Source organism: Bradyrhizobium sp. Mp27, assembly GCF_029953005.1.
Classification (GTDB): domain Bacteria; phylum Pseudomonadota; class Alphaproteobacteria; order Rhizobiales; family Xanthobacteraceae; genus Bradyrhizobium; species Bradyrhizobium barranii.
The window spans coordinates 12,640-36,866 of the sequence record NZ_JASAUS010000094.1 but is presented as its reverse complement, the minus strand read 5'-3'; the positions used below and the strand labels follow the sequence as shown (position 1 = coordinate 36,866).

At 64.7% G+C, this 24,227-nt stretch carries 21 protein-coding genes and 1 pseudogene; 9 read left to right on the top strand and 13 right to left on the bottom strand.

The features are described from left to right. Nucleotides 1–110: 110 nt before the first annotated feature. Both QJT78_RS33955 and fabA read left to right on the top strand, forming a co-directional pair. Nucleotides 111–821, top strand: a pseudogene (locus QJT78_RS33955) (GGDEF domain-containing protein); the annotation flags it as partial. Between the two features lie 104 nt (nucleotides 822–925). Beyond that, on the top strand, nucleotides 926–1,456 hold the full coding sequence (fabA, locus tag QJT78_RS33950) for a bifunctional 3-hydroxydecanoyl-ACP dehydratase/trans-2-decenoyl-ACP isomerase (protein ID WP_028148776.1): 531 nt from the start codon (nucleotides 926–928) through the stop codon (nucleotides 1,454–1,456). A 62-nt stretch (nucleotides 1,457–1,518) separates the two neighbouring features. Here fabA and QJT78_RS33945 read toward each other — a convergent pair whose 3' ends face one another. From QJT78_RS33945 to QJT78_RS33910, 8 genes are all read right to left on the bottom strand, one after another. Continuing rightward, complete coding sequence (locus QJT78_RS33945) at nucleotides 1,519–1,962, bottom strand: TfoX/Sxy family protein (RefSeq protein ID WP_028148775.1); 444 nt, start codon at nucleotides 1,960–1,962, stop codon at nucleotides 1,519–1,521. Between the two features lie 182 nt (nucleotides 1,963–2,144). Beyond that, nucleotides 2,145–2,543 (bottom strand): iron-sulfur cluster assembly accessory protein, encoded by a 399-nt coding sequence (locus QJT78_RS33940; RefSeq protein ID WP_080586712.1) that lies wholly within the window; start codon nucleotides 2,541–2,543, stop codon nucleotides 2,145–2,147. Between the two features lie 49 nt (nucleotides 2,544–2,592). Continuing rightward, on the bottom strand, nucleotides 2,593–2,964 hold the full coding sequence (locus QJT78_RS33935; protein WP_014495549.1) for an SUF system Fe-S cluster assembly protein: 372 nt from the start codon (nucleotides 2,962–2,964) through the stop codon (nucleotides 2,593–2,595). Continuing rightward, the gene (locus tag QJT78_RS33930; RefSeq protein ID WP_028148773.1) at nucleotides 2,961–4,208 is read right to left on the bottom strand and encodes a cysteine desulfurase; all 1,248 of its coding nucleotides are present in this window, start codon (nucleotides 4,206–4,208) and stop codon (nucleotides 2,961–2,963) included. The genes QJT78_RS33935 and QJT78_RS33930 overlap by 4 nt, the downstream gene beginning before the upstream one ends. Continuing rightward, nucleotides 4,205–5,509, bottom strand: coding sequence for a Fe-S cluster assembly protein SufD (gene sufD, locus QJT78_RS33925; RefSeq protein WP_028148772.1), 1,305 nt, complete (start codon nucleotides 5,507–5,509; stop codon nucleotides 4,205–4,207). Before sufD ends, QJT78_RS33930 begins: the two co-directional genes overlap by 4 nt. Nucleotides 5,510–5,520: 11 nt before the next feature. After that, nucleotides 5,521–6,273, bottom strand: a complete 753-nt coding sequence (gene sufC / locus QJT78_RS33920; RefSeq protein WP_028161255.1) for a Fe-S cluster assembly ATPase SufC — start codon at nucleotides 6,271–6,273, stop codon at nucleotides 5,521–5,523. A 62-nt stretch (nucleotides 6,274–6,335) separates the two neighbouring features. Continuing rightward, nucleotides 6,336–7,832: a Fe-S cluster assembly protein SufB gene (gene sufB, locus QJT78_RS33915; RefSeq protein WP_028148770.1), complete on the bottom strand. Its 1,497-nt coding sequence runs from the start codon at nucleotides 7,830–7,832 to the stop codon at nucleotides 6,336–6,338. Between the two features lie 115 nt (nucleotides 7,833–7,947). Further along, nucleotides 7,948–9,087, bottom strand: coding sequence for a cysteine desulfurase family protein (locus QJT78_RS33910; protein ID WP_281460425.1), 1,140 nt, complete (start codon nucleotides 9,085–9,087; stop codon nucleotides 7,948–7,950). Nucleotides 9,088–9,422: 335 nt separating this feature from the next. Between QJT78_RS33910 and QJT78_RS33905 the strand changes: the two genes are divergently transcribed. Beyond that, nucleotides 9,423–10,070, top strand: coding sequence for an alpha/beta hydrolase (locus tag QJT78_RS33905; protein WP_014495555.1), 648 nt, complete (start codon nucleotides 9,423–9,425; stop codon nucleotides 10,068–10,070). Nucleotides 10,071–10,170: 100 nt separating this feature from the next. On the opposite strand, the gene QJT78_RS33900 is transcribed toward QJT78_RS33905, so the two are convergent. The 3 genes from QJT78_RS33900 to QJT78_RS33890 all read right to left on the bottom strand — a co-directional run bounded on the left by QJT78_RS33900 (nucleotide 10,171) and on the right by QJT78_RS33890 (nucleotide 12,398). Continuing rightward, nucleotides 10,171–10,494 carry a multidrug efflux SMR transporter gene (locus tag QJT78_RS33900; RefSeq protein ID WP_028148768.1) on the bottom strand — a complete coding sequence of 108 codons (324 nt, stop codon included), beginning with the start codon at nucleotides 10,492–10,494 and terminating at the stop codon, nucleotides 10,171–10,173. A gap of 10 nt (nucleotides 10,495–10,504) precedes the next feature. Then, a complete protein-coding gene (locus QJT78_RS33895) occupies nucleotides 10,505–11,182 on the bottom strand; it encodes a glutathione S-transferase family protein (RefSeq protein ID WP_028148767.1) in 678 nt (225 codons plus the stop codon). Nucleotides 11,183–11,294: 112 nt separating this feature from the next. Further along, nucleotides 11,295–12,398 carry an anhydro-N-acetylmuramic acid kinase gene (locus QJT78_RS33890; RefSeq protein ID WP_028148766.1) on the bottom strand — a complete coding sequence of 368 codons (1,104 nt, stop codon included), beginning with the start codon at nucleotides 12,396–12,398 and terminating at the stop codon, nucleotides 11,295–11,297. Nucleotides 12,399–12,562: 164 nt separating this feature from the next. On the opposite strand from QJT78_RS33890, the gene tyrS reads away from it, so the two are divergent. From tyrS to QJT78_RS33875, 3 genes are all read left to right on the top strand, one after another. Next, entirely contained in the window at nucleotides 12,563–13,816 is a 1,254-nt protein-coding gene (gene tyrS / locus QJT78_RS33885; RefSeq protein WP_028148765.1) for a tyrosine--tRNA ligase, read from the top strand. Between the two features lie 56 nt (nucleotides 13,817–13,872). Beyond that, entirely contained in the window at nucleotides 13,873–15,132 is a 1,260-nt protein-coding gene (locus QJT78_RS33880) for an MFS transporter (protein WP_038944250.1), read from the top strand. A 219-nt stretch (nucleotides 15,133–15,351) separates the two neighbouring features. Continuing rightward, nucleotides 15,352–15,795: a DoxX family protein gene (locus QJT78_RS33875; protein WP_028148763.1), complete on the top strand. Its 444-nt coding sequence runs from the start codon at nucleotides 15,352–15,354 to the stop codon at nucleotides 15,793–15,795. 55 nt (nucleotides 15,796–15,850) lie between these two features. Here the strand turns inward: QJT78_RS33875 and QJT78_RS33870 are convergent, their stop codons facing one another. After that, nucleotides 15,851–15,994 (bottom strand): hypothetical protein, encoded by a 144-nt coding sequence (locus QJT78_RS33870; RefSeq protein WP_155257771.1) that lies wholly within the window; start codon nucleotides 15,992–15,994, stop codon nucleotides 15,851–15,853. 161 nt (nucleotides 15,995–16,155) lie between these two features. Here QJT78_RS33870 and QJT78_RS33865 point away from each other — a divergent pair, with 161 nt between their 5' ends. Further along, complete coding sequence (locus QJT78_RS33865) at nucleotides 16,156–17,847, top strand: methyl-accepting chemotaxis protein (RefSeq protein WP_028148762.1); 1,692 nt, start codon at nucleotides 16,156–16,158, stop codon at nucleotides 17,845–17,847. Between the two features lie 178 nt (nucleotides 17,848–18,025). On the opposite strand, the gene QJT78_RS33860 is transcribed toward QJT78_RS33865, so the two are convergent. Further along, the gene (locus QJT78_RS33860) at nucleotides 18,026–21,826 is read right to left on the bottom strand and encodes a DUF3971 domain-containing protein (protein WP_049807829.1); all 3,801 of its coding nucleotides are present in this window, start codon (nucleotides 21,824–21,826) and stop codon (nucleotides 18,026–18,028) included. 204 nt (nucleotides 21,827–22,030) lie between these two features. Here QJT78_RS33860 and QJT78_RS33855 point away from each other — a divergent pair, with 204 nt between their 5' ends. After that, on the top strand, nucleotides 22,031–22,720 hold the full coding sequence (locus QJT78_RS33855) for a peroxiredoxin (protein ID WP_080586711.1): 690 nt from the start codon (nucleotides 22,031–22,033) through the stop codon (nucleotides 22,718–22,720). 110 nt (nucleotides 22,721–22,830) lie between these two features. After that, nucleotides 22,831–24,198 (top strand): M23 family metallopeptidase, encoded by a 1,368-nt coding sequence (locus tag QJT78_RS33850; protein WP_028148759.1) that lies wholly within the window; start codon nucleotides 22,831–22,833, stop codon nucleotides 24,196–24,198. The last annotated feature ends 29 nt before the right edge of the window (nucleotides 24,199–24,227 follow it).

Below are 24,227 nucleotides of genomic sequence, written 5' to 3'. Positions count from 1 at the left end.
CATAAACGTCCTGCCTGACCGGCTACTGCTGTTCAGCGGCGCTGACGGCGATCATCAGGTGGGGGAGTTTCAAGTGACCATACCCGGGGGATTTTGACCGACCCACGGGGACCGAGCAACTGTCGTCGGCCAAGAACCGCGACCAGATCAAGTCGATCGTTGAGACGCTGCTGCGTTCGACCGGCGAGATGCGGGAGACCAACAAGGCGCTGGAAGACCGGCTGACCCTGTCCAAGAACGAGATCAGCAATCTCCAGCAGAGCCTGGAGGCAATCCGCGCCGAGAGCCTGACCGATCCGCTGACGGGATTGGGCAATCGCAAATATTTCGATCGCATGATCGGCATGGCCGTGCAGAGCGCGCTCGCCTCGGGCGAGCCGCTGTCGCTGCTGCTGTTCGACATCGATCATTTCAAATCGTTCAACGATTCCTACGGCCATCTCACCGGCGACCAGGTGTTGCGGCTGGTCGGCCTGTCCATGAAGCAGACCATCAAGGGGCAGGACATCACCGCGCGCTATGGCGGCGAGGAATTCGCGGTCCTGCTGCCCAACACGGCGCTGCGCCAGGCCCTCACCGTTGCAGATCACATCCGCCGCGCCGTGATGGCGAAGGAATTGAAGAAGAAATCGACTGGCGAGATCCTCGGCCGCGTCACCATCTCCGTCGGCGTCTCCATGCTCAAGCAGGGCGACGACCCCGACGCGCTGATCGAGCGTGCCGATGCCTGCCTCTATGCCGCCAAGCGCAACGGGCGCAACCGCGTGATCTGCGAGGCCGATCCGGAATTCGCTATCGAGTCGCACAGCCGGGTCGCCTGACGCCGCAGCAGCGCGCCGAAGAGACGGCCGGCGCTTGACATTCCAATCCGCCGAACGACATCTTCCCCGCCGCCCGACTGCGAACGTCGAGAGGACTTGTCGTCTTGCCCAATCCCCATGACTTTCACACACCGCAACCGTCCTACACCAGGGACGAGCTGCTGAGATCGAGCGACGGCGGCTATTTCGGCCCGGGCAACGCGCAATTGCCGGCCCCGCCGATGCTCATGATGGATCGCATCACCGAGATCAGCCTGGACGGCGGCGAGTTCGGCAAGGGCCACATCGTCGGCGAGCTCGATATTGTCCCCGGCCACTGGTTCTTCGATTGCCACTATCGCGGTGACGCGATGATGCCGGGAAGCCTCGGACTGGATGCGATGTGGCAGATGATCGGCTACTGGCTCGGCTGGTCGGGTTCACCGGGCAAGGGCCGCGCCATCGGCGTCGGCGAGGTCGAAGCTGCGGGATTGGTCACACCGGAAACGAAATGCGTCCGCTACGAGGTCGCCATGCGCATGGTCCGGCGCGGCAAGCTGGTCCTCGGAATCGCCGACGGTCGCGTGCTTGCCGACGGCGTCGGTGTCTTCATCGCCAAGGACATGAGGGTCGGACTGACCAAGGCCGTGGACTGAACCTCCCGTAGGGTGGGCAAAGACGCATAGCGCCGTGCCCACCATCTCTCCGCGCCACGACCTCACCGGTGGGCACGCTTCGCTTTGCCCACCCTACGAACCGCCTTCTTGGCTGCTTGTTCCTTCGCCGGCGGCTTCTTCGCGATCTTCTTCTTCGCCACCGCCTTCTTCCCCTTCGGCCGCTTCTTCACCTTGGCGCGCTGGGCGGCGGCAAGCGCTGCCCTCGCCCATTGCGCAAGCTCCTCGGAATCATCGAACAGGCGCGCCGGCAGTTCCCAATAGGAATTCACCAGCACGGTTTTGGCGCGGGTCGAATACTGGAACGGCTTCGAGCCTTCCGCTTCAAAGTTCGGGATGGTGACCTCGTCGGCACGGAAGAACAGGCCCGCGCGCAAGGCGAGCGCGAAGTTGATGCCGTCGGCGGAGATGCCGTAGCCGGAGAACATTTTTCGGATGGTGACGGGGCCGAAATCGGCGAACAGGTCGATCAGGAATTCGCGGTCCATGGCCAAGTTGTCTCCCCACGGTCGTCCCCGCGAACGCGGGGACCCATAACCACAGGGAAGAGTTTAGCGAAGACTGGCAGCCAAGAAAGCGTGGTACCGATACCGCACTTAACCGCCGGATCACGCGGTATGGGTCCCGGCGTGCGCCGGGACGACAAAGGAGTGTTTGGCGCGAACTCGGCTTACCCGTCGATCTTCGCGGGCCGCAGCTCGACCGACTCGCCGCAGCCGCAGGCGGAGACCTGGTTGGGGTTGTTGAAGACGAACTGGGCCTGCATCTTGTCGGCCTTGTAGTCCATCTCGGTGCCGAGCAGGAACAGCACGGCCTTGGGATCGACCAGGATCTTGACGCCCTTGTCCTCGACGACCTCGTCAGTCGGGCGGACATCATGGGCGTATTCGACCGTGTAGGATTGGCCGGCACAGCCGCCGTTCTTCACGCCGACGCGCAGGCCCACGATCTCGGAATCGGCGCGGCTCGTCAGCTCGCTGATGCGCTGGGCCGCGGCATCCGTCAGCCGCATCACCTGCGGGCGCGGTCGCCGGGGCTTTGGTGTCGAAGCTGGTGTTGCCTGGGTCATGTTATCTATGTGGTCCGTTGCGGAGCGAATTCAATGCGAGCTGAGACCGTCACCACATGTTGAGCACGAGGCGGGCCTCGTCGCTCATGCGTTCCGGCGACCACGGCGGCTCCCAGACGACCTTGACGTCGACCACGCCGACGCCGGGGACGCTGGCGACCGCATTCTCGACCATGGTCGGGAGCTCGCCGGCAGCCGGGCAGTTCGGCGTCGTCAGCGTCATCTGGACGTCGACCGAGCGGTCGTCCTTGATCTCGACCTTGTAGATCAAGCCGAGTTCGTAGATGTCGGCCGGGATCTCCGGATCGAACACGGTCTTGAGGCCCGCGATGATCTCGGTGGTGAGACGCTCGGTCTCCTCAGGCGGCAGCGCCGACTGGGTCTCCATCGGATTGGCTTTGACTTCGGCCGTGTCACTCATGCGAACAAATCCCGCGCCTTCAACAGCGCCTGTGCCAGATGATCGACTTCTTCCCGCGTATTATACATGCCGAACGACGCCCGGCAGGTGGCGGTTACATTGAACCGCTCTAAAAGCGGCATCACGCAATGGGTGCCGGCGCGCACGGCGATGCCCTGGCGGTCGATCACGGTGGCGACGTCGTGGGCGTGGGCGCCCCTAAGCTCGAAGGAGATCACCGGGCCCTTGCCCCGGGCGGTGCCGATCAGCCGCAGCGAATTGATCTCGCGCAGCCGGTCCTGGGCATAGGTGGTGAGATCGTGCTCGTGGGCGGCGATGCGCTCCTTGCCGATCGAATTGACGTAGTCGATGGCCGCGCCAAGGCCCACGGCCTCGACGATCGCGGGCGTGCCGGCCTCGAACTTGTGCGGGGGATCGCCATAGGTGACGATGTCGCGCGAGACCTCGCGGATCATTTCGCCACCGCCGTTATAGGGACGCATCGCGACGAGGTGGTCGTACTTGGCCCAGAGGATGCCGATGCCAGTCGGCCCGTAGACCTTGTGGCCGGTAAAGACATAGAAATCGCAGCCGAGATCCTGGACGTCGACAGGCAGGTGCACCGCACCCTGGCTGCCGTCGACCAGCACGGGAATGCCGCGGGCGTGGGCGATTTTTACAACGTCCTTGATCGGGACAATGGTGCCGAGCGCGTTCGACATCTGCGTGATCGCGACCAGCTTGGTCTTCGCGGTCAGCAGCTTCTCGAACTCGTCGATGAGGAAGTTACCCTCGTCATCGACCGGCGCCCACTTGATCACGGCGCCATGGCGTTCCCTGAGGAAATGCCACGGCACGATGTTGGAGTGGTGCTCCATGATCGAGATGACGATCTCGTCGCCTTCTCCGATGTTCGGCTCGCCCCAGGACGACGCGACCAAATTGATCGCCTCCGTCGCGTTGCGGGTGAAGATGACCTCTTCGGTCCGCGGCGCGTTGATGAACTGCGCAACCTTGCTGCGACCGCCCTCATAGGCTTCGGTGGCGGCATTGGCGAGGTAATGCAGGCCGCGATGCACGTTGGCGTATTCGGACGTATAGGCCTGCGTCATGCGGTCGAGCACGGCGCTCGGCTTCTGCGCCGAGGCGGCGTTGTCGAGATAGACCAGCGGTTTGCCGTAGACCTGCATGGCGAGCGCCGGAAAATCCTGGCGCACGCGTGCGACGTCGTAGGCACCGTTCTTGACTGCGGGATGCGTGCTCATTGGCGCCGCTCCAGCCAGCGCTCGGCGATACCGATCACGTGCTCGCGCAAGCCGTCATCGGCGATCTGCTCGATCGCCTCACCCACGAAAGCCTGGATCAGCAGCGCCTGGGCCTCCTTCTCCGGCAGACCGCGCGCCTTCAGATAGAACAGCAGGCTGTCGTCGAGCGCGCCGGCAGTGGCGCCGTGGCCGCAGGAGACGTCATCGGCGAATATCTCGAGCTCCGGCTTGTTGTCGGCCTCGGCTTCGTCCGAAAGCAGCAGCGCGCGGGTCATCATCTTGCCGTCGGTCTTCTGTGCATCGGGACGGACGATGATGCGGCCCTGGAACACTGAATGGGCGCGATCGTCGATCACGGCGCGGAAGACCTCGCGGCTGACGCAGTTCGGCACGGCATGGTCGACCACCAGCGTGGTGTCGCCGTGCTCGGTCTTCTGCAGCAGGTTCACGCCGTTGACGGAGAGATCGCTGCCCTCGCCTGCCAGCGTGATGAAGCCCTGCAGGCGGCTGACGACAGCGCCAGTCGTCATGTTGAAGAAATTGAGTTTCGTGTTCGCGCCGACCGTGACGAACTGCGAGGTCACGTTCACCGCGTCGGGCGCATCGTCCAACAGGCGGATATGCGCGACGTCGGCATTGTCGCCGACCGAGAGGATGACGGCGTCGTTGACCTGGTAGGCCTTGGCACCGGCCGCCACAAAGCTCTCGATGATGGTGGCGCGAGCGCCGTTCCCGACCGCGATCTGCGAACGGCTGAAAGCCGACGCGGACGAAGCGGTCGCGATGTGGATGATCTGGATCGGCGCGGACAGCTGCGCGCCGTCGGCGATCGACAACACGACGCCGTCGGTTGCCAGCGCCGCATTCAGCGCGATCACGGCATCGGTGGCCGCGGTCTTCAGGAGACCTGCGTCCTTCTCCAGCGTTTCCCGCAGCGTCTTGAGACCCGCCTCAGCGGCTAGCGCCTTGACGTCTGAGAGATCGGCGGCGAACACGCCGTCGACCAGCACCAGCTTGCGGGCACCTTCGATCGCATGCGCCTTAACTGCGTCCGCAGCGCGCTTCAAGGCGGCCGCATCGGGGCTGGCTGCCAGCGGCAGCACCTCGCCGACCAGTGCGCGCAGGTCGGTGTATTTCCATTCCTCGATTCGGCGATGCGGCAGGCCGAGACGCTCATAGGTCTCGAACGCCTCGCGGCGTACCGCGATCACAGAAGGCGGACCCGGCAGGCGGCCTTCGGCGCTGGCGAAGAGATCGCTCACCGCGCGGCCGTTTCCGGTCTTTGCCACAGCAACGTTCATCCTAAAATTCCTTACGCGGCATCCTCGAACTGGGCGTAGCCGGACGCTTCCAGCTCCAGCGCCAAGTCCTTGCCGCCGCTCTTCACGACACGGCCCTTCGACATCACGTGCACGACGTCGGGCACGATGTAGTTCAGCAGCCGCTGATAGTGGGTAATGACGACCATCGCGCGCTTCGGCGAACGCAGCGCGTTGACGCCGTCCGCCGCAATGCGCAGCGCGTCGATGTCGAGGCCCGAATCCATCTCGTCGAGGATGCACAGGCTCGGCTCGAACAGCGCCATCTGCAGCACCTCGTTGCGCTTCTTCTCGCCGCCGGAGAAGCCGACATTGACACCGCGCTTGAGCATATCCTGCGGGATGTTCAGCGACTTCGAGACCTCGCGGACCTTCCTCAGGAAGTCCGGGGTCGAATATTCGCTCTCGCCGCGCGCTTTGCGCTGCGCGTTCAGTGCGGTGCGCAGGAAGGTCATGGTGGCGACGCCGGGAATCTCAACCGGATACTGGAACGCCAGGAACACGCCCTTCGCGGCGCGCTCGTTGGGGTCCATCTCCAGCAGGTCCTCGCCCTTGAACAGGATCTGGCCGTCGGTGACCTCATAGCCGGGCTTGCCGGCGATGACGTGAGAGAGCGTCGATTTGCCGGAGCCGTTCGGCCCCATGATCGCGTGAACCTCGCCCTCGTTCACGGTCAGCGTCAGCCCGTGGAGGATCTCACGCTCCTCGACACGAACCTTCAAATCCTTCACTTCAAGCAAAGCCATCTTGGTGTCCAGTCCATTCAAATGATGCATGGAGCGCCGTAGCGCACCGCGAGGGTCGGCGATTAGCCGACCGACCCTTCAAGCGAGATCGAGATCAGCTTCTGCGCTTCCACCGCGAATTCCATCGGCAGTTGCTGAAGCACGTCCTTGACGAAACCGTTGACGACGAGGCCGACGGCTTCTTCCTGGCTGAGGCCGCGCTGGATGCAGTAGAACAGCACGTCCTCGGAGATTTTCGAGGTCGTCGCCTCGTGCTCGAACGTCGCCGAGGAGTTCTTGGCCTCGATATACGGCACGGTGTGCGCGCCGCATTTGTCGCCGATCAGCAGGGAATCGCAGGCGGTGAAGTTGCGCGCGCCGGTCGCTTTCCGGTGCGCGGTGACGAGCCCGCGATAGGTGTTCTGCGACTTGCCGGCGGCGATGCCCTTCGAGATGATCCGGCTCGACGTGTTCTTGCCGAGGTGGATCATCTTGGTGCCCGAATCGACCTGCTGGAAACCGTTCGAGATCGCGATCGAGTAGAACTCACCGCTGGAATTGTCGCCACGCAGGATGCAGCTCGGGTACTTCCAGGTGATGGCGGAGCCGGTCTCGACCTGGGTCCAGGAAATCTTGGACCGGTCGCCACGGCAGTCGCCACGCTTGGTGACGAAATTGTAGATGCCGCCCTTGCCTTCCGAATTGCCGGGGTACCAGTTCTGGACCGTCGAATATTTGATCTCGGCGTCATCGTGCGCAACGAGCTCGACCACGGCGGCATGCAGCTGGTTCTCGTCGCGCTGCGGCGCGGTGCAGCCTTCGAGATAGGAGACGTAGGAGCCCTTGTCGGCGATGATCAGCGTGCGCTCGAACTGGCCGGTGTTGCGCTCGTTGATGCGGAAATAGGTCGACAGCTCCATCGGGCAGCGCACGCCTGGCGGCACGTAGACGAACGAGCCGTCGGAGAACACCGCCGAGTTCAGCGTCGCGTAGAAATTGTCCGAGGTCGGAACCACCGATCCCAGATATTTCTGCACCAGCTCGGGATGCTCGCGGATCGCCTCCGAGATCGGCATGAAGATCACGCCGGCCTTCTTCAGCTCGGCCTTGAACGTGGTCGCAACCGAGACCGAATCGAACACCGCATCGACCGCGATCTTGCGCCGGGCCGGGTCTTCCTCGCCGGGCTTCGGCTCGACGCCTTCGAGCATGGCGACCTCCCGCAGGGGAATGCCGAGCTTCTCGTAGGTCTTGAGAATCTCCGGATCGATCTCGTCGAGCGAGGTGACCGTCTTCTTCGGCTTCGGCGCCGCGTAATAATAGAGGTCCTGGAAGTCGATCTTGGGATAGTCGACGCGCGCCCAGGTCGGCTCGGTCATGGTCAGCCAGCGCCGATAGGCCTCGAGCCGCCACTGGAGCATCCAGGCGGGTTCGTTCTTCTTCTCGGAGATGAACTTGACGGTCTCTTCCGACAGCCCCTTGGGGGCCTTGTCGGACTCGATCAGGGTTTCAAACCCATAACGATACTGATCGACGTCGATGCGCTTCACGCGCTCGACCGTCTCTTGCACGGCTGGCATTCTATCCTCCGCTCGCGGTTTCAAGGACCGCGGTGGATCACAAACTTGGACGAGTATTACGATGTTTTTCGGCAGAAAGCACGCGCTTAGAACCGTTCAAGCCGTGTTTCGTCGCTTAGGCTCTAAGTAGGGTATTACCAAGCTTTCGCCAAGCCTCTAACGCCCTGTTGATGTCATCTGGTTCCGTGGACCAGCCCAGACTGAGACGCACCGCTCCCTGGGCAACGGTGGCATCATACCCCATCGCCGATAGCACGTGAGACGGCTGCACTTTGCCTGATGAACAGGCCGAGCCCGAGGACACAGCCACACCTTCGAGATCGAAGCCGATCACGGCGGTCTCGGCCTTCAGGCCGAGGGCCGTGAAAAGGATGGTATTTGGCAACCGCTTAACGTCATCCGCGAAGACCATCGCGCCGGCGACCCCGCGGATACCATTTTCCAAGGAATCTCTGAGGGTTGCCACCCGCTCCGTATCCTCCGGCAGAGTCTGAAGGGCCGCTCTCACCGCTGCGCCGAAGCCGGCGATGCCAGCGACATTCTCGGTTCCCGCGCGGCGGCTCAGCTCCTGTCCGCCGCCCCGCAGCAGGGGTTCCAATCCAGCGATCCCCTCCGCCAGGACCAGCGCGCCGACGCCCTTGGGGCCGCCGATCTTGTGCGCGGAAAAGGTCGTAAGGTCTGCGTCCACAACCTTGATATCGAACGGGATTTTCCCCAGCGCCTGGATCGCATCGACGTGCAGGAGCCCTCCCGCCTCGTGGACGATCCCGGCAGCCTCTGCGATCGGCTGAATTGCGCCGGTCTCGTTGTTCGCAGCCATGATGGAGACCAGCGCCGGCGGGCCGTCGCCGAGCAACGTCTTCAGCTGGTCGAGGTCGATGACGCCGGCCCGTGTGACCGGAATTTGGCTGACCTTGTCCGCAGGGAACCGGCCGCCTGACAGCACCGAGGCGTGCTCGACGGCCGAGACCAACAGGCGCTCGACAGGGCTGCCGGACGACCCCCGCAAACCGGGCGACAGCGCCAACGCGTTGGCCTCGGTTCCGGCTGAGGTGAAGACGACGTTCCGCGGCAATGCACCGACGGCCGCCGCGAGCGTGGCGCGGGCTTCCTCGACCAGCCGGCGCGCCTCGCGCCCCTCGGCATGGACCGAGGACGGATTGCCGATCAGCTCCCAGGCTGCAAGCATCGCGGTCCGCGCTTCGGCGCGGAGCGGCGTGGTCGCATTCCAGTCGAGATAGACGCGGCTAGGCATGAGGTATTATGTTACTCCATGGATTGGGCTGGTGTGCCCGTCCCGGAGCCCGACATGGGCCCCCGTGGAGCGCTTGGCAACTCGATTCCGAATCCCCACCGCTCAATGACGCCGCCATGACGCGCTAACATCTTGAGCCCATTGCGGGATGTTCAAGATGCTTGCTTTTTGACCCTCGCCTCATGTTAGAACGCCCGCGTCAGTTCACCGCGCGCCGCTCGCGCGTCATCCGAGGGCGCCGCTCCACCCTTCCATTCGCGGTTTGATCGGCCGAGCTGCCGATGAATCGGTTGATTGCTGAAGGCCGTCTTCAAGGGATCAATCAAGAGATCATCATGCCCGAAGTCATTTTCACCGGCCCTGCTGGCCGTCTCGAAGGCCGCTATCACCCGGCCAAGCAGAAGAACGCGCCGATCGCGATGATCCTGCATCCGCATCCGCAGTTTCACGGCACGATGAACCATCAGATCGTGTACCAGTGCTACTACGCATTCGCACATCGCGGCTTCTCGGTGCTGCGCTTCAACTTCCGCGGCGTCGGCCGCAGCCAGGGCTCGTTCGACCACGGCACCGGCGAATTGTCGGATGCGGCCGCAGCCCTCGACTGGGCGCAGACCATCAATCCCGAAGCACGCGCCTGCTGGGTCGCCGGCTTCTCCTTCGGCGCCTGGATCGGCATGCAGCTGTTGATGCGCCGTCCCGAGGTCGAGGGTTTCATCTCGATCGCGCCGCCGGCCAACCTCTACGACTTCTCGTTCCTCGCGCCCTGCCCCTCGTCGGGCCTGATCGTGCATGGCGAGAAGGATGCGGTGGTGCCGCCCAAGGACGTCAACACGCTGGTCGAGAAGCTGAAGACGCAGAAGGGCATCGTGATCGACCAGCAGGTCATCCCCGGCGCCAACCACTTCTTCGACGCCAAACTCGAGCCGCTGATGGAAACCATCACGGCTTATCTCGACATGCGCCTCGCCAACGTGCGCTGACCACTTGTAGCCCGGATGGAGCGAAGCGAAATCCGGGACCGCTCTCGCTTGCGGCAACACCCCGGATTGCGCTTCGCTCCATCCGGGCTACGCGCGCCGCCTAGGCCAGCTTGAGCGCGGCGATCCCCATCAACACGAGCGCGATGCCGGCAAGCTTCATCGCGCTCAAGGTCTCGCCGAACAGCACGACGCCCAGCAGGAAGGTGCCGGCCGCGCCGATGCCGGTCCACACCGAATAGGCGACTCCGACCTCCAGCACCTGCAAAGCGCGTCCGAGCAGGAAGACAAAGGCGGCGAGCAGCACCAGCGAGGCGATGCTCCAGCCTGCCCGCGTGTAGCCTTCGGCATATTTCATCGAGATCGCCCAGCCGACATCGAGCGCACCGGCGATCACCAGCATCAGCCAGGCCATGGATTGCGACATTGGCGTGCGCTCAGGCCGCAAGCTTCAGCAGATGCGCGTCGTGGCGCACCAGGAAGGCACGCAGCAATTGCGGATAGTCCGCGCCGACTGCGGTGCGCACGCTCGGACGTTTCGCAAGCTCGGCTCGCCACGCGCGGACCTTCGGCACTTCGCGGAAGATACCGTGCTCGGTCAGTTCGTCGAACAGGTCGAAATAACGGAAGATCGGGGCAAACACGGCATCGACCAGGCTGAACGCCTCGCCAGCGAAGAATGGGCTAGCGCCGAGCGCAGCCTCGACCCGCGCGAACTTTGCGACGAGCGCCTGACGCTTGCTTTCGAACGTCGCCGGATCGGTCGTGGTCTCCAGACCCCAGAGGTCACCGAGGATCGCAGAGCCGAACTCCATCCAGGCGCGATGCTCGGCGCGCTTCAACGGATCCGCCGGATGCAGCTTGAGGCCCGCCTGCGTCTCTTCGATGTATTCGCAGATCACGTTGCTCTCGAACAGCGCGACCTCGCCCTTCTCCGTCGTCACCACCAGGACCGGCACCTTGCCGAGCGGCGAGAGCTTCAGAAACCAGTCGGGCTTGTTGGCGAGATCGATGTCGATCCGTTCGAACGGCACGCCCTTCTCGTTGAGCGCGATCACGGCGCGCTGCACATACGGGCAAAGCTTGTGGCTGATGAGTCTCAGTGAAGCGGTCATGGCAATGATTCCGGCGGTTTGATGCAACTGCATCCAATATAGATGCAATTGCATCCACCCGTCAAGATCGATGCATTTGCATCAACCGTCCTTGGATATTGAGGCCCGGACCTCAGGGCCGCGCCATCACGCCGCCCGTCATCGGCATCGGCACCCCCGTCGTGGCCGGGTAGGACAGCGGCAGCCCCTTGAGGCCGCGGGCGGCCAGGAAGCCGAAGGCCTGCGCCTCGATGGCGTCGGAGGCCCAGCCGAGCGTCTCGGCGGCCTCGACCGTGGCCGACCCTACCCGCTCGCGCAGCATCCGCAGCATGGTGAGGTTGCGGGCGCCGCCGCCGCAGACGATCCAGCTCCGCGGCCGGCGCGGCAGGAGCGAGATGATCCTGGCGATCGCGGCCGCTGTGAAGGCGGTCAGGGTCGCGGCGCCGTCGGCCGGCGCGACGTCGCCGAGCTTCAGCGCGGCAAAGTCGTTGCGGTCGAGCGATTTCGGCGGCGGAGCTGCGAAGAACGGCAGGTCCAGTGCCCGCGCGATCCAGGCTTCGTCCACCTTGCCGAGCGCCGCGAACTTTCCTTCCGCATCGAAGGCCTGGTTCATGGTGCGGTACATGAAGTCGTCGAGCAGCGCGTTGCCCGGCCCGGTGTCGCAGGCGATCAGCGTGTCGTTGCCGTCGATATAGGTGATGTTGGAGACGCCGCCGATATTGACGACGACGATCGGCCCTTCGCGCTCCAGCGAATGGACGAGCGCCCGGTGGTAGACCGGCACGAACGGCGCGCCCTGCCCGCCGGCCTCGACGTCGGCGGCGCGGAAGTCGTGCATCACGGGGATATGGATCGCCCTGGCGAGCGCCGGCGCATCGCCGATCTGGACCGTCAGCCGCTTCTCGGGGCGATGCAGCACCGTCTGGCCGTGGAAGCCGACGATGTCGATGTCCTCCGGCTTCATCCGGTTCTGGGCGATGAAGGCGGCCACAGCCTCGGCATGGGCCAGCGTCACCGCGCGCTCGGCCTCGGCCAGAACGCCCGGGCGGGCGTCGCGTCGCGGCAGGTGCACGGCCTCGCTCAGCGCCTGGCGCAGCAGATTGCGCTCAGCCGGGCTGTAGGCCCGGTAGCCGGACGGCCCGAACGCCTTCACTTGCTTTCCGTCGGTTTCGATCAGCGCGACATCCACCCCGTCCAGCGAGGTGCCGCTCATCAAACCGAGTGCCGTCAACATCATGGATCAGCGTCCTCAAGAGACCCCCTCCGGCATGCCGATCTTGTGCCAGAGGGACACATCTTATAATGCCACAGGCAAAGTGGCGGGTGGCAATCGAGTTCCCACGGGAGACCCTTAAATTGCACCCGAAACAGTAAACCAAGAATTGTCAGGCTCGCCGACAGATGACTGCATTTAAATCGGATTTCCTCAACACCCTGCAGGAACGTGGTTTCATCCACCAGTGCTCCGATTTCGAGGGGCTGGATGCGCTCGCCGCCAAGGGCGAAGCGACCACCTATGTCGGCTACGATTGCACCGCCCGCTCGCTGCACATCGGCAACTACCTGACCATGATGATGCTGCACTGGCTGCAGCAGTCCGGCAACAAACCGATCACGCTGATGGGCGGCGGCACCACCATGGTCGGCGACCCCTCCGGCAAGGACGAGACCCGCGCGATGCGCACCGTCGCCGAGATCGAGGCCAACAAGGAATCGATCCGCGGCGTGTTCGCAAAGGTGCTGCGCTACGGCGACGGCAAGAGCGACGCCGTCATGCTCGACAATGCGGAGTGGCTGACCAAGCTCAACTGGATCGAGATGCTGCGCGACGTCGGCCGGCATTTCTCGGTCAACCGCATGCTGACCATGGACTCCGTGCGGCTGCGCCTCGAGCGCGAGCAGGAGATGAGCTTCATCGAGTTCAACTACATGGTCTGCCAGGCCTACGACTTCGTCGAGCTCGCCAAGCGCACCGGTTGCAAATTGCAGATGGGCGGCTCGGACCAGTGGGGCAACATCATCATGGGCGTCGATCTCGGCCGCCGCATGGGCACCCACCAGCTGTTCGCGCTGACGACACCGCTGCTGACGACCGCTTCCGGCGCCAAGATGGGCAAGACGGCGCAAGGCGCGGTGTGGCTGAACGCCGACCAGTTCTCGCCCTATGATTTCTGGCAATACTGGCGCAACACCGAGGACGCCGACGTCGGCAAATTCCTGAAACTGTTCACGACGCTGCCGATGAACGAGATCAGGAAGCTCGAGGCGCTCGGCGGCTCCGAGATCAACGAGGCCAAGAAGGTGCTTGCGACCGAGGCGACCGCGCTCTTGCACGGACGCGACGCAGCAAACCAGGCGGCTGAAACCGCGCGGCGCACCTTCGAGGAAGGCGCACTGGCCGAAAGCCTGCCGACGGTGGAAATTCCGCGCGGCGAGCTGGACGCCGGCCTCGGCGTGCTCAATGCGTTCGTCAAGGCAGGCTTGGTTGCCTCCAATGGCGAGGCACGGCGCCAGATCAAGGGCGGCGGCCTGCGCGTTAACGACGAGTCCGTCAGCGACGAGAAGATGGCGCTGTCGGCGGCCAATCTGACGCCCGAGGGCGTGATCAAGCTGTCCTTCGGCAAGAAGAAGCACGTCCTCATCCGGCCCGCATAGGCGTATGAGGTTTTGATGCTTGTCAGGGCGCGCCGAAGCGCGCTCCCTGACCGGCAATGGATCAGAACACGCCCAGGGAAGCTTCGAGGGAACACGCCGGACGCACGCAGCGAGATGCGGTGCGCACCGCACTCATCGTGCTCGGACTGTGCTTCACGCTCGCTGTCCTCGGCCGCGGCCTCAGCGAGAGCTTCACTATCTTCCTCAAGCCGATCTCCGAAAACTTCGGCTGGGACCGTGCGCAGGTCGTCTCGATCTACTCACTGACCTGGCTGATCAGCGGACTGACCGCGCCGCTGGTCGGGCGCCTGTTCGACCATTCCGGACCGCGCATCGTCTACGCACTCGGGCTTTTCCTGCTCGGCTCGGCCTTCCTGATAGCCGCGCACGCGCAGGCGCTCTGGCAATTTCAGCTCTCGATCGGGCTCTGCGTCGGCATTGGCGTCGCCTTCATCGGCATTGTGCCGAACTCGATCCTGCTCGGCCGCTGGTTCGGGCCACGGCTGCCGACCGCGATGGCGGTGGTCTATTCGGCGATGGGTGGCGGCGTGCTGGCGCTGCTCCCGACCTCGCAGCTCTTGATCGATCATCTCGGCTGGCGTGAAGCCTATCAGGTCTACGGCTTCGCCGCGCTCGGCCTGCTCGTGCCGCTGCTGCTTCTGCCCTGGCGCATGTTCGCGATCGGCTCGCCGCATGTCACCAAGAAGACCGATCCTGATTTCATCGACAACGGCTGGACGCTTGCGAGCGCGATGCGCCACCACGCCTTCTGGGCGCTGTTCTCGACCTTCTTCTTCACCGCGGTCGGCATGTATTCGATCGCGGCGCAGATCGTGGCCTATCTCATCGATGCCGGCTTTCCGCCGCTCCAGGCCGCGACCGCCTGGGGTTTTTCGGGCGTGGTGCTGGTGTTCGGCATGCTCGGCGTATCCGCGCTCGACGGGCTGATCGGGCGCCGGCCCTCGGTGCTGCTCAGCTACGCGATCTCGATCATCGGCATCGTCCTGCTCTGGCTCTTGCAGTATTATCCGAACATCATCCTGCTCACCGGCTTCGTCGTCTGCTTCGGCAGCATGATGGGTTCGCGCGGCCCGCTGATCACAGCGACCGCCATGAAGATTTTTCGCGGCAAGCGCGTCGGCACGATCTTCGGCACCATCTCGATCGGCAGCGGATTGGGTTCGGCGTTCGGCTCATGGAGCGGCGGCCTCATCCACGACTTCACGCACGGCTACAATCTCCTGCTCGTCTTCGCACTTGCGAGCGTGATCCTCGGAATGATTCCATTTCTGATTGTCCCCGCCTTGCGGGAGTAGGTCTCCCCGACGTAACCTGCACCCCTCCGCGTCACCGGGAAATTACGGGCGACACACGCTGCACCACGTGCGAAACCGTCGGGCGCAACCGGAGTTAAGGGACGAACTGCGATATTTTGTCCACATGACAAAAATGTCAGCGCCGAATTGACCCCGGGTGGCTTGCGAGGCCGAACTGAATACGGTCCAAGTCGCCCATTGGATGGAGGGCACAAACCAATGAACTTTTCCTATCTCACTCGCTTTGAACCGGTTCTCCTGAGCCTGTTCCGCTTCATCACCGGCCTGCTGCTGTTTCAATTCGGCGTAGCCAAGCTTTTCAAGTTTCCGCCTTTGCCGATGTTCGCGAAAGTCGAACTGATGTCGCTTTACGGCGCGGCCGGGACGCTTGAACTGGTGCTTGGCGCGCTGTTGATCCTCGGCCTGTTCACCCGCCTCGCCGCTTTCATCCTCTCCGGTGAAATGGCCTTCGCCTACTTCATGGGGCATATGCTCAAGGGCGAGACGCCGGTGTTCCTGCCGCTGCTCAACAACGGCACGCTTGCCATCCTGTTCTGCTTCGCCTGCCTCTATCTCTCGGCGGCCGGCGGCGGCCCGATCAGCGTCGATGCGGCGCTGGGCAACGAACGCGCCTCGACCGGCGGCGCATTTGCGCGCCGCTGACGCGCGCAACTAGCGCTCAAGTCACGGATGGCACCGGCAGCTTTGCCGGTGTCATCTACCGCGAGCCCAGCACGTTCCAGATCAGGACGAGGGCCGCGACGAGCAGCGCGGACATGATGAGGCGGTGAACGAATCGGTTCATTGCCGCTCCCGCCAGGCTCGATGACCACCAAAGTCCAGCAACGATCTTCTCCAGCATACGCGCTGACGTGCGCCGACGCATGTCGCTTTGCCTGCACGGTTGCGCATCAGGCTGCGAACGGTCACGTGCGCGGCCGGCGGCCGCATGCCTATGTTCATGATTGGTAAGAACTTCATGCTACCGATGCGAGCAATAACAACCATTTCGTAGAGGCTGCGATGAAGCTGCTGAGCCATCTGAAGATCCGCACCAAGCTTACCAGCATGGTCTGCCTTGCGGCTCTCACAGTCACAGCCATCATCGCGGTATCGGCCTTCCTCAGCAAGAGCCGCATGATGGAGGACCGGGTCCAGCAGATGAAGACCGCGGTCGACATGCTCTACAATCTCGCCCAGTCGGTCCAGGACGACGTCACCGCCGGCAAGCTGACGCAGGCCGAGGCCAAGGCCCAGTTCCACATGCGCGGACGGCGCATGACCTTCAACGGCAACCAGGGCTATCCGGTCGTCTACAACGCCGACACGTCCCTCCTCGTCAACGGCGCCAACCAGCAGCTCGAAGGCAAGATCACCGGCGCGATCGACGCCAACGGCGTCCTCATTGCCGACGCGATCCTCAAGGCCGGCGAACAGAATGGCGGCGGCGTAGCCTCCTATCTCTATCCCCGCCCCGGCCAGACCGAAGCGGTGCGCAAGACCGTGTTCGCGCGCAAGTTCGCTCCCTGGAACGCGACGATCAGCTATGGCCTCTATGTCGACGACATCGACGCCGATGTGCGCGCGCTGACGCTCGAGCTTGCCGCGGTCGGTCTCGGCCTGATGCTGCTGATGGCGACGTTGTCGTGGCTGATCGCGCGCGACGTGCTCGGCGCGCTCGATCGCCAGAAGACCCGCATGCAGGAGATTGCCGACGGTGCCATCGACAAGCCGGTCGAGGAGACCGGCCGCGGTGACGAGATCGGCCGCATGGCCGAGACCCTCGAAATGCTCAGGCAGACTGCTTTGACGGCGCGCACGCTGGAGTCCGAACAGGTCGCCGCCAAGACACGCAACGAGCAGGAGAAGCGTGACGCGCTGATCTCGCTCGCCGACCGCTTCGATGCCTCGGTCGGCCAGCTCGTCGGCCTGATGGCCTCCGGCTCCGGCGAGCTCGAGACCACCGCCAAGTCGATGTCGTCCACGGCCGAGGGCACCAACCGCCGCGCCGCCGTGGTCGGCTCGGCCGCCACCGAAGCCAGCCAGCGCGTCCAGACGGTCGCGGCTGCCGCCGAAGAGCTCTCCTCCTCCATCACCGAGATCAGCCGCCAGGTCGCGCAATCCGCCGAAGTGACCGGCCGCGCCGTGGATAGCGCACGCCGCACCGACACCATCGTCCGCGCGCTCTCGGACGGCGCCCAGCAGATCGAGCATGTCGCCGAGCTGATCTCCAGCATCGCGGCGCAGACCAATCTGCTCGCGCTCAACGCCACCATCGAGGCCGCGCGCGCCGGTGAAGCCGGCCGCGGCTTTGCCGTCGTCGCCTCCGAGGTGAAGTCGCTCGCCAGCCAGACCGCGGAAGCCACCCGCGAGATCGGCGACAAGATCGCCCAGATCCAGGGCGCGACCAAGGAGGCCGTGGACGCTATCGGCGGCATCACCGCCACCATCGAGGAAGTCAGCCGCATCGCCACCTCGATCGGCGTGGCCATCGAGGAGCAAGGCGCCGCCACCGCCGAGATCGCCCGCAGCGTCTCGCAGACCGCTGAAGCGACCAAGGAAGTCACCACCAATATCGGCGGCGTCAGCACCGCCGCGAACGAGACCGGCAACGCCGCCGGCATGGTGCTCGCGGCCGCCTCCAACCTCTCCAAGCAGGCCGAGCAGCTCTCAGGCGAGGTCGGCACCTTTCTGGCGGGCGTGCGCGCGGCGTAAGCCTCCCGACGCCAGTCCTTCCACACGCGTCATGGCCGGGCTTGTCCCGGCCATCCACGTTTTTATAGCCGCTCTGCACGAAGAACGTGGATGCCCAGGCCTTCGCCGCGCCGAAGCGGCTTCGGCGGCGCAGCCGGGACAAGCCCGGGCACGACGAGCACCTGCGAATTTTAGTGGGTTATCGCCGCGCGAGGGTGCAGCCGCTCGAGAGCTGGCGCGTCGATCCGGTCGAGCCGTCGTTCGACTGCGAGGGGAATTCGTCGAACGGCGTGTTCTGCTTGCCGGTGTTGAATTCGAAGATCTTGCGGAACAGGCCCGGCGCCATCGCCGAGATCGGATTGACGCGCATCACCGGCGCGGCCGGCGTGCCGACGACCTCGTAGGTCACGCCGATCAATCCTTCATTGTTGCCGCCGCCGAGGAAGATGCCGAACAGCGGGATCTGGCCGAAGATGTTGTTGACGCCATACATCGGCACGAAGGTCCCGCTCATGCACACCTGGTTGCCGGGATAGTCGATCGAGCCCTCGATGGTGGCGCCGATCATCGGGCCCTTGACGACGCCATCGCGGATCGTCAGCGCGCCGTTCTGGCGCGTGAACTCGGCGCGCAGCGCGCTGAAGGAGACGCCGTTCCCGGTGCCGTTGGGCGCGCCGGCGGCAACGCGTTCGAGCTGCGCCTCGCCCTTCACCGTGAAGTCGCGGACGTTGATGAGGCCCTCGCGCGTCGTGTTCGGCTCCGACGCCGGCGGCTCCATCGCCACCACCATCTGGCCGCCGATCGCCTTGGTGTAGGTGTCCGTGAAGCGCAGCAACGCGCCGGCATCGTTGGTCTGGAGGTAGATCACCTCGCGATTGCCCTGGGCGCGGCCGCCGCGCAAATCGGCTGCCACCGGCGTGTCGCGGCCAATCTTGCCGTTCAGCGTGAAGGCTTTGACGGTGCCGTTGCGCCGCGACATCTTGCCGTCGACGCTGCGCATCGCCTCGCCGTTGAAGCCCGCGACGGCGCCGAGCTTCACGTCGATGTCGAAATCGACGTTCTTCATCTTGTTCTTGGCGTCGTCCTTGGAATTGCCCGAGATCGCCGACTTCAGGAATCCGCGGCCGTCGAACACGTCCCCGCGCATCGTACCCCGCACCACCCCGTCCTGCCCACGCTCCACCTTCAACGAGGCCTTGTCGCCGTCGGTCGGGGCATAGGTCGGGAAGTTCGCGTTCATGAGGTCGCCGTTCGGATCGACCTCGAGCGAGCCCTTGATCGAGGCGCCGCCGCCTTCGACGACGATGTCCTCCAGGCGCGTCGATTGCGCCGTCGGCACCACCTTGAAGCTTGCCTTGGCCGATTTGCCCGGCAGCTTGACCCAGCCGGGCAGGATGTTGTCGAGCTTGACCGAGGTCAGGTCCGCCTCGACACCGAGCTTCGTCGTCTGGTCGGGACCTCCGGCGATCTTGCCCGACAGCTTGATCGGCAGCGATCCGCTCACGGCGGGACTCAGATCGAATCCCAGGCGCGCGCGGCTGGCATCGTCCAGCGTGGTCTGCAATTTGACGTCCGCATCGCCCTCGGCCGGCTTGCGGTAGTCCAGCGAAGCCGCCTGCCCGTTGATCTTGACGTCGCCCTTGACCTGATAGCCCTGGTTGTTGGCTGATATCTTGAGGTTGTTGGCCTCAAGCTTCTGGTTCATCACCAGCTTGTCGGCGGCAAAGCCGTTGAGATCGGCGGTGACGGCGTAAGTGGTGTCGGCCTTGGTCAGCTCGCCCTTGACCGGCAGGCCGAGCTGGATGTTGGCCGTGAACGTCCCCTTGCTGGTGTTGGGATCGACGACGGTCGACGACAGATCGCTCAGGCGATCATTGGCGAGCATTTCGGCGGCCGCAGGCACCGGGCCATCGACACGGAATCTGGTCCGCGACGGCGACGGCTTGGGCGCCATATCCGGCACCTCGAAGACGAAGTCGGAGATCGTGACCTTGCGGCCCGCCGGCGTATCGGCAATGCCCTGCCCGATATTCACGGTCGCGGTGCGCCCGGTCACACGGGCCTTCAAATCGGCGTCGTGCACCACCGGCATGCCATCCACGGGGCGGACCGCGACGCCGCTCGCGACGATGTTGACCGACAGGCCGTCGTCGGGAATGGGCGGGCCCTTGCGCGGGAGGTTCTTCGTCGGCGAATTAACGCCGATCTCGATGCGCTGGAGCGTGCCGCGCTCGATCCGCTCGATCACCCATTCGCGCAACTCGGGAACGACAAGCGTCGGCCACATCCGCTTCAGCGCGGAGGCCGACATCGGCGTTCCCGCAAAGCCCAGCGTCAACCGCGGCTCGCCCGAATAGTCGATGGCACCGGTGCCGGCGACGCCGATCTCGCCATTGCTGATATCGGCTTGCGTCAGCAGCATGCGCTTGTGGTCGGTATCGAAGCGGAAGCCGATCGCGATGCGGTTGAAGACCAGCGGGGGCTCGTTGTCGATGCCGCCCAGCAGGATCGAGCCGCCGCTGAAGCCAAGCTGCCAGTCGTTGGTGGTGCCGTTGGGCGGCTCGAGATGGGCCAGAAGCGTCAGGCGGTTCGCGCCTGAGAGAATCTTGAACGGAGCGACCAATACCCGCCGGTTCGAATCCCACTCGACGTTGATCTCGGCCGAGTCGATCGCCATCGGATAATCTGGCGTGTCGGTGTCGATGATGTTGCCCGCACCGACCGCGATCTTGCCGCGGAAGAAGGTCGGCACGCCGTCGCGGCCGAGCTCGCCCTTGAGCTCGCCGGTCAGCGGCAGGTCGGCGGTGTAGGTGAAGTCCTTCACCCGGAGCGCCAGCAGGATGTTGGCAGTGGAAAGCTTATCGGCGCGGATGTCGACCGAGCGCACACCATTCTCGGCAGGGCCGATCGTGGCGCGCAGCGACCACGGGCGCGCGCCCTCCTCGCCCAGGCTGAGCGCGACGCCGCCATGGCTCGGCCGGCGCAGGCTGAGCGTGATGTTCTCAAAGCTCCATTTGCTGCCGCGCTGCTGATCGTCGACGATCAGATTGCCGTTCTTCAGACCGATCTCGTTGAGGTTCTGACCGTCGAGGCCGGTCATGCTCAGACTGTCGAGCCAGTCGAGGCCCTGAAGAATGCCACTCGGGGCAGCGGCCTGGGGGGCGGCCTGCGACGCGTCCGGACTTGCAGGTCCGGTGGCGAATGGCGGCGGCGGGACACCGTTGCGCGGGAATGTCGGCGGCAGGCCCGCTTCCTTCTTGGAGGCGACGCCGGTCGCCAGCGGCTTTGCGGTGTCGCCGGCGGATACGGTGACGGTGCCGTCGGGCGCGATGCGGATCGCGAGCTCGGCATCGACGAGGTTGAGGCTTTCCGCGCGCAGGTGCCCCATCAGGAGACCTGCCCCCGACAGCTTCACTTCGGCCTTCGGCGCGGTGGCGACGATGGCGTGATCGTGGTCGCGCACGACGATGTCGCGGATGCGCACGGCGATGCGGATCCGCCCGGCCCGCTCGATCTGGGTGCCGCCGACCTCCACGGTGTTGCCGTGGCCGATATTGTCCTCGATGGCGGCAGCTAGCCAAGGCGTCGCGATGTCGAGATTGATGGGACCTGCACCAAGCCGCCACCACAGCGCGCCGAAGCAACCGACGAAAATGACGGCAAGGGCTCCGACCACGATGGCCAGCCGCTTCAGCCAGCGATCAGCCGCCAGCCAGCGGCGCATTGACGCAAACCCGTCACCGAAACGATGGAAGCCCGAATTGGAACGCGACAACAGCCGGCGCGCCCGATAGCCCGCCGCTGCTTCCTGATCCGGATCCCAGTCGGCGTCGTCCCATTCCTGCGGCTGCTGTTGACCGCCGCGCCGATCGAAATCCCGATTGTAATCCTGGGGCGACGTATTCCTTGCCATTGCCTCTCGATACAGGCGCCCATCGTAGGATTGAGCACCGCCGGGACCGCAGCCGTCCGCGGGAAGCGAAGCTCCCTGCGCCGGCATTGCCGCCATACCTCGAATGTTCCTGCTGTTCGTCATTTCGCCCCGGGCGCGCGTTCAACGAGCAGTGGGGTGGTGCGTGGAATTCCTTGTAACCATACCCCGGCGTCGCCAGACTTGCCCAGACGAGGGCGCGATTCCGGCACACCGGACGAGAGCTGCAATACCGCTTTGGTTGACCCGCCGAAAGCGACGAAAGGAAGGCGTATGTCCAAGAAATCCCGAAAGAAATCGCCCAAAACGCCCTCCGGCAGCGCAACGGCTAAAAAGAAGACCCCGACCAAGCGGGCAACGACTCAAACAAAGTCCGCGAAAACACAGCGGACGCAGGCGAGCAAATCAACCAGGACCGTAGCAAAAGCAGGATCACATAAGGCCGCATCGAAACAGTTAAATTCCTCCAAATCGGCCGCCGCGCCCGCGAAGGCGAAGCCGGCCCTGGCCGAGGGCCAGAAGGCGCCCGCCTTCCGGCTGCCCCGCGACGGCGGCGATGTGGTCTCGCTCGCCGACTATGCCGGTCGGAAGCTCGTCCTGTTCTTCTACCCCCGCGCCGACACGCCCGGCTGCACCCGGGAGGCAATCGATTTCACACGGCTGGCGAACGCTTTCAGCGCTGCCGGCACGGCCCTGCTCGGCATCTCCGCCGATCCGTTAAGGGCCCAGGAGAAGTTCCGCGACAAGCACGGCCTCGGCATGCCCCTCATCTCGGATGAGAAACACGAGATGCTGGAGGCGTACGGCGCCTGGGGCGAAAAGTCCATGTATGGCAAGAGCTTCCTCGGAGTTCTTCGCACCACGATACTGCTTGGTGCCGACGGCAAGGTAGCCAGGGTCTGGCGCAATGTCCGCGTCGACGGCCACGCCGACGAGGTGCTGGAAGCGGCAAGAGGCCTTTAACCAATCCGTTAGATTCGAGCGGTTCCGTTTCCGGAAAATTAACCATGACCGGCCCAGATTGCTGCGGCAATTAGGCCGTACGGACTCATCCGACCGGCGCGGGAGTGCCGATGTCGAAAAGTTCTGCCCAATATTCGCAGTACCCCCAACATCACGCGCACGACCACGGACGGCCCCTCCATCGCCGTCCTGCCGCCGCCGTGGCTGCAGCCGCGCTTCCCCTTCCCGCGACCGACGACGCCTACACCATCGTGCACCACGGCAAGCAGGTCCGCCTCGGACCTGTTGTGTTCTGGATCGTGGTCGGCACCGTCGTGCTGCTAGGACTCTGGTCGGCCGCGACCGCGACCTATTTCGCCTTCCGCGACGACGTCCTGACCCGGCTGATCGCGCGCCAGGCCGAGATGCAGTACGCCTACGAGGACCGCATCGCCGAGCTCCGCGCCAAGGTTGATCGTACCACCAGCCGGCAGCTGCTCGACCAGGAACAGTTCGACCAGAAGCTCGACCAGATCATGAAGCGCCAGACGGCGCTGGAGTCCCGGGCCACGGCGCTCGGGGCCATGCCCGACGTCACGGGATCAATCTCCCGCGCGGCCCCGCAGCGCGGCGATTCGAGCCAGGGCGCGACGCAGGGCACACCGAAGCCGTCGCCGATCAGCGACACCGTGATCTTCGTGGCACCGCCCGATCGCGAAGCGCGGCTTGAGTCGCGCGCGCCGACCGTCGCGGCACCGCCGACCAGCCAATTCGCCAAGAACCAGGGTTTCGACAACGTCCTGGTCCGGCTCACGACCTCGCTTGACCAGGTCGAGCGTCGCCAGATGGCGACGCTCAGCGCCGTCGAGGAAGGCATGGATTCACGCATGCGCCGGATGCGCGGCGTCGTCAGCGACCTCGGCCTCAATCTCGCCAGCCTCGAAGCCGCCGTGCCGCGCTCCGCGATGGGCGGTCCTTTCGTGCCCGTCAAGCTGACGGCCAATGCCGGACCGTTCGAGAAGCAGCTCAACCGCATCAATGTCACCCGCGCTGAGATGGATCGGCTCAATCGCACGCTGGCGCTGGTGCCCTACCGCAAGCCCGTCATCGGCGAAGTCGAATTCACCTCCGGCTTCGGCGTGCGTAGCGATCCGTTCCTCGGCCGGCCTGCGATGCATACCGGGCTCGACTTCCGCGCCGCGACCGGCGATCCCGCCCGCGTCACCGCCAACGGCAAGGTGGTCTCGGCCGGCTGGTCCGGCGGTTACGGCCGCATGGTCGAAGTCGATCACGGCAACGGGCTGTCGACCCGCTACGGCCATCTCTCCGAGATCAACGTCAAGGTCGGCGAGATCGTGAAGCTCGGCCAGGTCATCGGCCTCGTCGGCTCGACCGGCCGTTCCACCGGCCCGCATCTGCATTACGAAACCCGGATCGACGGCGAAGCGGTCGACCCGCAGAAGTTCTTGCGCGCCGGCGTGCGGCTCAGCGCGGGCTAACAAGCCTGCGCCACGCGCTTTCAGCGTGG

Coding starts and splice junctions, on each gene's coding strand:
- QJT78_RS33945 (WP_028148775.1), bottom strand. CDS start 1,962: ATGGACCGCGAATTCCTGATCGACCTGTTCGCCGATTTCGGCCCCGTC.
- QJT78_RS33940 (WP_080586712.1), bottom strand. CDS start 2,543: ATGACCCAGGCAACACCAGCTTCGACACCAAAGCCCCGGCGACCGCGC.
- QJT78_RS33935 (WP_014495549.1), bottom strand. CDS start 2,964: ATGAGTGACACGGCCGAAGTCAAAGCCAATCCGATGGAGACCCAGTCG.
- QJT78_RS33930 (WP_028148773.1), bottom strand. CDS start 4,208: ATGAGCACGCATCCCGCAGTCAAGAACGGTGCCTACGACGTCGCACGC.
- sufD (WP_028148772.1), bottom strand. CDS start 5,509: ATGAACGTTGCTGTGGCAAAGACCGGAAACGGCCGCGCGGTGAGCGAT.
- sufC (WP_028161255.1), bottom strand. CDS start 6,273: ATGGCTTTGCTTGAAGTGAAGGATTTGAAGGTTCGTGTCGAGGAGCGT.
- sufB (WP_028148770.1), bottom strand. CDS start 7,832: ATGCCAGCCGTGCAAGAGACGGTCGAGCGCGTGAAGCGCATCGACGTC.
- QJT78_RS33910 (WP_281460425.1), bottom strand. CDS start 9,087: ATGCCTAGCCGCGTCTATCTCGACTGGAATGCGACCACGCCGCTCCGC.
- QJT78_RS33905 (WP_014495555.1), top strand. CDS start 9,423: ATGCCCGAAGTCATTTTCACCGGCCCTGCTGGCCGTCTCGAAGGCCGC.
- QJT78_RS33900 (WP_028148768.1), bottom strand. CDS start 10,494: ATGTCGCAATCCATGGCCTGGCTGATGCTGGTGATCGCCGGTGCGCTC.
- QJT78_RS33895 (WP_028148767.1), bottom strand. CDS start 11,182: ATGACCGCTTCACTGAGACTCATCAGCCACAAGCTTTGCCCGTATGTG.
- QJT78_RS33890 (WP_028148766.1), bottom strand. CDS start 12,398: ATGATGTTGACGGCACTCGGTTTGATGAGCGGCACCTCGCTGGACGGG.
- tyrS (WP_028148765.1), top strand. CDS start 12,563: ATGACTGCATTTAAATCGGATTTCCTCAACACCCTGCAGGAACGTGGT.
- QJT78_RS33880 (WP_038944250.1), top strand. CDS start 13,873: ATGGATCAGAACACGCCCAGGGAAGCTTCGAGGGAACACGCCGGACGC.
- QJT78_RS33875 (WP_028148763.1), top strand. CDS start 15,352: ATGAACTTTTCCTATCTCACTCGCTTTGAACCGGTTCTCCTGAGCCTG.
- QJT78_RS33870 (WP_155257771.1), bottom strand. CDS start 15,994: ATGCTGGAGAAGATCGTTGCTGGACTTTGGTGGTCATCGAGCCTGGCG.
- QJT78_RS33865 (WP_028148762.1), top strand. CDS start 16,156: ATGAAGCTGCTGAGCCATCTGAAGATCCGCACCAAGCTTACCAGCATG.
- QJT78_RS33860 (WP_049807829.1), bottom strand. CDS start 21,826: ATGCCGGCGCAGGGAGCTTCGCTTCCCGCGGACGGCTGCGGTCCCGGC.
- QJT78_RS33855 (WP_080586711.1), top strand. CDS start 22,031: ATGTCCAAGAAATCCCGAAAGAAATCGCCCAAAACGCCCTCCGGCAGC.
- QJT78_RS33850 (WP_028148759.1), top strand. CDS start 22,831: ATGTCGAAAAGTTCTGCCCAATATTCGCAGTACCCCCAACATCACGCG.